This is a genomic window from Desulfobaccales bacterium, assembly GCA_041648175.1.
In the GTDB taxonomy this organism is placed as follows: domain Bacteria; phylum Desulfobacterota; class Desulfobaccia; order Desulfobaccales; family 0-14-0-80-60-11; genus 0-14-0-80-60-11.
This window is the reverse complement of record JBAZPO010000047.1, coordinates 1-5294: the sequence shown is the minus strand read 5'-3', so window position 1 is coordinate 5294 and position 5294 is coordinate 1. Positions and strand designations below refer to the sequence as shown.

General features: G+C 53.6%; 10 protein-coding genes. 5 read left to right on the top strand and 5 right to left on the bottom strand.

Annotated features, from left to right (window positions below; translation table 11 throughout):
- Positions 1-137 precede the first annotated feature (137 nt).
- The 5 genes from WC600_18610 to WC600_18590 all read left to right on the top strand — a co-directional run bounded on the left by WC600_18610 (position 138) and on the right by WC600_18590 (position 3711).
- Positions 138-890 carry a hypothetical protein gene (locus tag WC600_18610; protein MFA4904743.1) on the top strand — a complete coding sequence of 251 codons (753 nt, stop codon included), beginning with the start codon at positions 138-140 and terminating at the stop codon, positions 888-890.
- 4 nt (positions 891-894) lie between these two features.
- A complete protein-coding gene (locus tag WC600_18605; protein MFA4904742.1) occupies positions 895-1203 on the top strand; it encodes a DUF3850 domain-containing protein in 309 nt (102 codons plus the stop codon).
- Between the two features lie 360 nt (positions 1204-1563).
- Complete coding sequence (locus tag WC600_18600) at positions 1564-1713, top strand: hypothetical protein (GenBank protein MFA4904741.1); 150 nt, start codon at positions 1564-1566, stop codon at positions 1711-1713.
- Positions 1697-2218 (top strand): hypothetical protein, encoded by a 522-nt coding sequence (locus WC600_18595; GenBank protein ID MFA4904740.1) that lies wholly within the window; start codon positions 1697-1699, stop codon positions 2216-2218. Before WC600_18600 ends, WC600_18595 begins: the two co-directional genes overlap by 17 nt.
- The gene (locus WC600_18590; protein MFA4904739.1) at positions 2218-3711 is read left to right on the top strand and encodes a bifunctional DNA primase/polymerase; all 1494 of its coding nucleotides are present in this window, start codon (positions 2218-2220) and stop codon (positions 3709-3711) included. The genes WC600_18595 and WC600_18590 overlap by 1 nt, the downstream gene beginning before the upstream one ends.
- 247 nt (positions 3712-3958) lie before the next feature.
- Here WC600_18590 and WC600_18585 read toward each other — a convergent pair whose 3' ends face one another.
- The 5 genes from WC600_18585 to WC600_18565 all read right to left on the bottom strand — a co-directional run.
- The gene (locus WC600_18585) at positions 3959-4228 is read right to left on the bottom strand and encodes a hypothetical protein (protein MFA4904738.1); all 270 of its coding nucleotides are present in this window, start codon (positions 4226-4228) and stop codon (positions 3959-3961) included.
- Positions 4218-4463 (bottom strand): hypothetical protein, encoded by a 246-nt coding sequence (locus WC600_18580; protein MFA4904737.1) that lies wholly within the window; start codon positions 4461-4463, stop codon positions 4218-4220. Before WC600_18580 ends, WC600_18585 begins: the two co-directional genes overlap by 11 nt.
- Before the next feature lie 83 nt (positions 4464-4546).
- A complete protein-coding gene (locus WC600_18575; protein ID MFA4904736.1) occupies positions 4547-4786 on the bottom strand; it encodes a hypothetical protein in 240 nt (79 codons plus the stop codon).
- Between the two features lie 76 nt (positions 4787-4862).
- Positions 4863-5027, bottom strand: a complete 165-nt coding sequence (locus WC600_18570) for a hypothetical protein (protein MFA4904735.1) — start codon at positions 5025-5027, stop codon at positions 4863-4865.
- Positions 5028-5294 (bottom strand): hypothetical protein (locus WC600_18565; GenBank protein MFA4904734.1); only part of this gene is annotated, 267 nt, incomplete at its 5' end. It lies immediately after the preceding gene.

Below are 5294 nucleotides of genomic sequence, written 5' to 3'. Positions count from 1 at the left end.
GCGAACATGCGCACCGTCTCCCAGGAGTTAATCTACCGCCTGGCCGCCAGTAAGCGGAGCGTTGAGGCGGGGCAGAAGAACCTGAAGGGCAGCACCGGGGCCTGAGCGCCCCGTCAAAAACCAAAGGAGAATGAACAATGAGCAAAGAGGAAAGCAAAGCAGTAGCGACCAAGGACGCCGGGGTGGTGAACTTCCCGGCTTTAACTGAGGACCCCAAGGCCCTCGTGGAAGCCCTCAAGGAGAATATGGCCGGGGCCGGGTTCAGCGCCTTCGACCTGGACCGGGTGAAGATCCCCTCCGGCGGTAACCTGACCTGGACGGTGCCGGGCCTGGACGGCGACACCCGGACGGAGCAGCTTGTTGGGATCATCATGGGCGTCCAGAACTGCCGGGCGTACTGGGGGACCGACTTCGCCAGCAGCGGCGGGGGCACCCCGCCGGACTGCTCCAGCGAAGACGCGGTTGTCGGGATCGGCCTCATGGGGCACGGCAGCGAGGGGAACCCTACCGGGCTCTGCGCCAACTGCCCCTACTCGCAGTTCAAGAGCGATTCCCGGCAACTGGGCCAGGCCTGCAAGCAGATCAAGCGGGTCTTCCTGCTGATGCCTGACAGCAACCTGCCCCGGGTGGTGCCCCTGCCCCCCACCAGCCTCAAGGGATCGACGCAGTATATGCTGCGCCTGTCCAGCCAGGGTTTGAAGTTCTTCCAGGTGGTCACCTGGCTGACGCTGGTGGGCGACAAGAACAAGACCGGCATCGAGTACAGCAAGGCCGTGTTCGGCATGGTGGCTAAGTTGTCGGCCGAGCAGGCGGGGGCGGCTGAGGCCATGGGGCGCGCCCTGAAACCGTTCATGCGGGGCGGGGCAAGCGCGGACGAGGTGCAGGAGTAAGATAATGAGCATAAGACCGAGAAAGCGCCACGAACTGAAATGCTGGCCGGAGTTTTTTCAGCCAACTCTTAACGCCCACAAATGCTTCGAGTTACGCCGGGATGACCGGCTGGAAGGGTTCCAGGTGGGGGATGAACTGCTGTTGAGGGAGTGGGTACCTGGGAATGGGGCTCATCAAAATCCTGGCTACACTGGCCGGGAAGTCCTGGTACGGGTGGACTACATCATGACGTCTGAGACGGTTCATAATCTGATGAGTCTCAGGTCAATGGTGGATGATTACGTCATCATGTCCATAAGCCGAGTGCATTAAAACCAGGTGCGTCCCGGGCCGGAGACCCGGGGCGCTTAGATGAGGGGCGGCCCGGCGGGAACCGGGAGTGAGATTAACTGCGAGGAGCAGGGCGCCCATCTACTGCCAGTTAGGGGGAAACGCCATAGGGCTGAAAAGGCACGAACACCCTACACCTGGTCAAGCCGGTACTAAGAACCCGGCCCCCTCTTCTAAGCGCAGCATCCTACCCCGGCTGGCATCTAAGTCGGCAAACTAAGAAGGGCCGGGGACTGTTCTTTAACCTGTGCAGGGGTCCGCCGCCAGACGGGCCCCGGAGGAGGAAGGGGACCCCCTTTTTTTGGTTGACAAGTGTATATTAGAGGTAATACAATGGAATACATGAAAAGAAAAGCAATCGTCCCGGTGCGATTCACTCCGGCGGAGAAGGCTGAGATCAAGAAGCGGGCGGCGAAGGCCGGCCACTCGGTGAGCAGTTTCTTGCGGGCACTCTTTCTGAAGGAGTGTGAAAGCAATGATAAGGCCAGTTAAAGTTTTAGTCAAGGGTCAAAAATATCGGAGCAAAACGGAAGGCCGATGGGCCATATTTTTTGATGCTCTAAACATCGACTTCCAGTATGAGCCTCGATATTTTAAATTATTATGGTCTGAACCCTCGCCTCTTTCATCCTATGAAGACAATACATATAAAAAATATCTACCTGATTTCTGGATTCCCCTCAAGACCGACGAAAACGCTGGGGCAGGTCTTTGGGTAGAAATTAAAGGGTCCGAAACTTCCGCCGAAGAATTAATCAAATTGCAATTGCTGACCAATAAAACCGGGCATTATGGATATATCTTTCAAGGGCCTCCAGGGAGCCCAAAGGTTTATCAAACAGGTCGCAACGGCAAATGCGGCCTGAATCCAAACGGGCATGAGTGGGCTTTTGATTATTTCAATACAAGGGTTTATGTTGGAAACGAAGGTGTTAGCCTTGAGGTGAACGAGGCTGTACGGAAAGCCAATGAATACGATTTTGAGCAGGCAGAATAATGCTCGAATCTGCCCTATCCTACGCCCGGCGCGGTTGGAAAGTAGTTCCTCTTTACACTCCTGCCATTATACCTGCACCAGAACAAGGCGGGTGCTCCTGTGGTAAGGCCGACTGTGAGAGTCAAGGCAAACATCCTCGGTGGCACCAAAAAGACCTCGCCAACGGTCTCCTGAGTGCCACCAGCGACGAAGCCATAATCAAGAGATGGTGGAAACGCTGGCCGGATGCCAATGTGGCCATAGTGACCGGAGCCGTGTCTGGGGTTGTGGTCCTGGACATTGACGCCCAGGAAGGTTGGGACTACTTGGAGCAGAACGAGATTTACCTGCCCCGGACCCGCCAGGCCGCCACTTCGCCAGGAAAAGCTCATATCTATTTTTCTCACCCGGGGTTTGAGGTCCGAAATTTCGCCAAGAAGATCCCCGGCATGGACTTCCGGGGAGACGGCGGCTATGTGGTGGCGCCGCCCAGCCTGCACAAGAGCGGGTCGCTCTACAAGTGGAACGATGTCGAGGAAATATCCGGCTGCCCGGGGTGGTTGCTTAATTTTTTTAAGGAGGGGGGGGCGCCTGGATCATCACCCCTGGAGGCTGCCGGCAAACTCACGGGCGAGGTGCGCCTATCTGAAGTTGATTTGGCTCCAGAAGTTAAAAAGGCTTGGCAACGGCTATTGGAAAGCGGAGGTATAGGGGAAGGCGAGCGAGATATTGATTTTGTGTCAGCGGCCGGTCTTCTCGTAAATTATGGCCTGCCCGATTCATTAATTTATTTGATTCTATTGCCCTATGCTAATAATTGCCAACCGCCTTTCCCTGAAAAAAGTTTAGAGGCCAAGATTGCTTCGGCCCGCAGAAGCCACAATAAAAATAATCTAATTACCAATGCAATCCCTGGAGAGGCGGCGGCCGGGAATGATCCTCTTAAAATTGAGAACGATGAAGATCGGAACAAGCTTGTGGAAGCTATAGGCGCCAAGCTCGGGATTCCCTTACGGCAAATTTTTCGGATGTTAGGAGAAGAGACAAAATTTATCTTTAAAGTAGATGATCGGGAAATTTGGATGACCACTATAGAATTATTTACGTTTAAATCCTTTCAGGTTAAGATTGCCGACCTCACCCGGCGGGCAGTGATGAAGGACAAGAAAACACCCTGGGAGTTGATCTGTCAAAGGATTATGGATGCAGCCGTTGATATTCAGCCAGGGCCAGAGGCTACTGTAGTGGGGAAACTGAAATCCGCCTTGGCTGGGTATCTTGACGGCCACCCCGTTCAGCCAGAAGTGGGTATCAGTCAGGACCCGTTTTTTTTGGAGGGACGTGTTGGAATTTACTTGACACCGCTGAAAAAATACCTGAAGATGAACTACGATGAAAAAATTCCCGATCTGCCTCAGAGACTTAAAGCAATGGGTGCAGAATATCGTCACCAGACCCTCAAGAGCAAAACTCGCCGTTTCTGGCTCCTTCCCGCAGGTTTTAAGCATGAATAATTACACAATTACAGCACAATTACACTGGGGTGTAATCCTGGAAAGCCACGCCAGTTCTGTGTTTCAGAGCCAAAATTACACAATTACACCTCTTAGCAGTTTTTTGAAAAATTCTCCGAAGAAGTGTCCAAGTGTAATTTTAAGCGTGTAACCCGCATGGTTAGTGGCTCAAATGAATTACACTTGGGTGTAATTTGGGTGTAATTGGTGTAATTTTAAGGCCCCCGAAGGGGCCTCTTGTTTTTCCTTACTTCGGCCGTCGCTCCCACCTCTCCCGCGGCACAATCACAAAGAACATGCAGGCGAATTTCTCAGGCTCGGTCTTCGGGGTTGGGTTGGCGGCGTGGAGCACCTTGCCGGCGTCGTCTACCCGGAGGAGGTTGACCGCTTGGTGGTCGTCTTTGGCTGAGGCCCCGGGGAGGATGTAGTCGCCCGAGGGGGACCGGCGGATGATCCAGGACTCTGAGCCCATAGTATAGCCGGAGTGGAAGGTACGGGAGAAAGGGTCAAGTTTCATAGGATTCGAGGCCTTCTTGCTTGACGAACCAGAGAGGAACGATGATCTCGCCGGAACCTTCGTTTTCCCGATACCCTGTTTCTGTGTCTGGACGGTATAGATCCAGGTCAGCCAGGCTGTCGGGGTCGATCAAACTCAAGGGTATCCATTTCCGGTCCCCGTCAAAGTCGAACAGGGCGGCCTGGTCGGTCATGTGAATCAGGGCGTCGAAGGTGATGCTTATGGTTTCGGGCATGGTGCCTCCTTAAAAAAGCCTTAGTATAGGGCCAACTTTTTGATGAAAAAAATCTCCAGAAAACGTGTAACCCAGTGAGCTTATCAAAAAAACTTCCATCCCCCTCCGAGTGGTGCCTTGGACTTAAACGTTTCGAGGTGGCACATATATACTTTGGCCCATTGTGATTGAATCAAGATTACCCCATCTTCTTCGTTGTCTTTCACCCCTTCGCCTGCTTTTTTGATGAAGTGATAGGGAATCCATTGGGAGTGGTCGCCAAACTGATATTTGACGGCTCTGTGGGTGCTGGTGATAACTTTATCATACCTATACCAAGGCATCTTATCTCTCCTTCGCGGGAAGCCGATGGCTCAAAATCATCATCATCAAATCCTACCTCCTATACTAAGGGATTTTTCAGAACAGCCACTCTGGCCCACCCCAAACAATCCAACTGGCTACAGCGACCAAGGCCATCCCGAAGCAGATCATGGTCCAGATCAGATCCCAGTCTGGCTTGCGGGCAGGCTCCCTGGCCAACAGGCGCCGGCAGAGTTCATCGAAATTATCTTGGCGTTTCATTTACCCCTCCATATCGTTCTGGAGATATTTAACCAATCTCTCCAGATACTTCTGGGTGTGCCGGTAAATACCGTCGTGGTCAATCTCATCCAAGCGGCTGATGGCCGTGCCAAGGGCCTCTATGGCTTCCTCACGGCACGAGTTTCGGCAGTTGCGGTCATACTCCTCGTCCGACGGTTCCGGTGGGCTGGCCGGCGGCTCCGGGAGTTTAGGGGCGGTGCGTAGTGGACGGTAAGGGGCGTGCATGGGGTTATCTCCTTGTTGGTT

Coding starts and splice junctions, on each gene's coding strand:
- WC600_18610 (MFA4904743.1), top strand. CDS start 138: ATGAGCAAAGAGGAAAGCAAAGCAGTAGCGACCAAGGACGCCGGGGTG.
- WC600_18605 (MFA4904742.1), top strand. CDS start 895: ATGAGCATAAGACCGAGAAAGCGCCACGAACTGAAATGCTGGCCGGAG.
- WC600_18600 (MFA4904741.1), top strand. CDS start 1,564: ATGAAAAGAAAAGCAATCGTCCCGGTGCGATTCACTCCGGCGGAGAAG.
- WC600_18595 (MFA4904740.1), top strand. CDS start 1,697: ATGATAAGGCCAGTTAAAGTTTTAGTCAAGGGTCAAAAATATCGGAGC.
- WC600_18590 (MFA4904739.1), top strand. CDS start 2,218: ATGCTCGAATCTGCCCTATCCTACGCCCGGCGCGGTTGGAAAGTAGTT.
- WC600_18585 (MFA4904738.1), bottom strand. CDS start 4,228: ATGAAACTTGACCCTTTCTCCCGTACCTTCCACTCCGGCTATACTATG.
- WC600_18580 (MFA4904737.1), bottom strand. CDS start 4,463: ATGCCCGAAACCATAAGCATCACCTTCGACGCCCTGATTCACATGACC.
- WC600_18575 (MFA4904736.1), bottom strand. CDS start 4,786: ATGCCTTGGTATAGGTATGATAAAGTTATCACCAGCACCCACAGAGCC.
- WC600_18570 (MFA4904735.1), bottom strand. CDS start 5,027: ATGAAACGCCAAGATAATTTCGATGAACTCTGCCGGCGCCTGTTGGCC.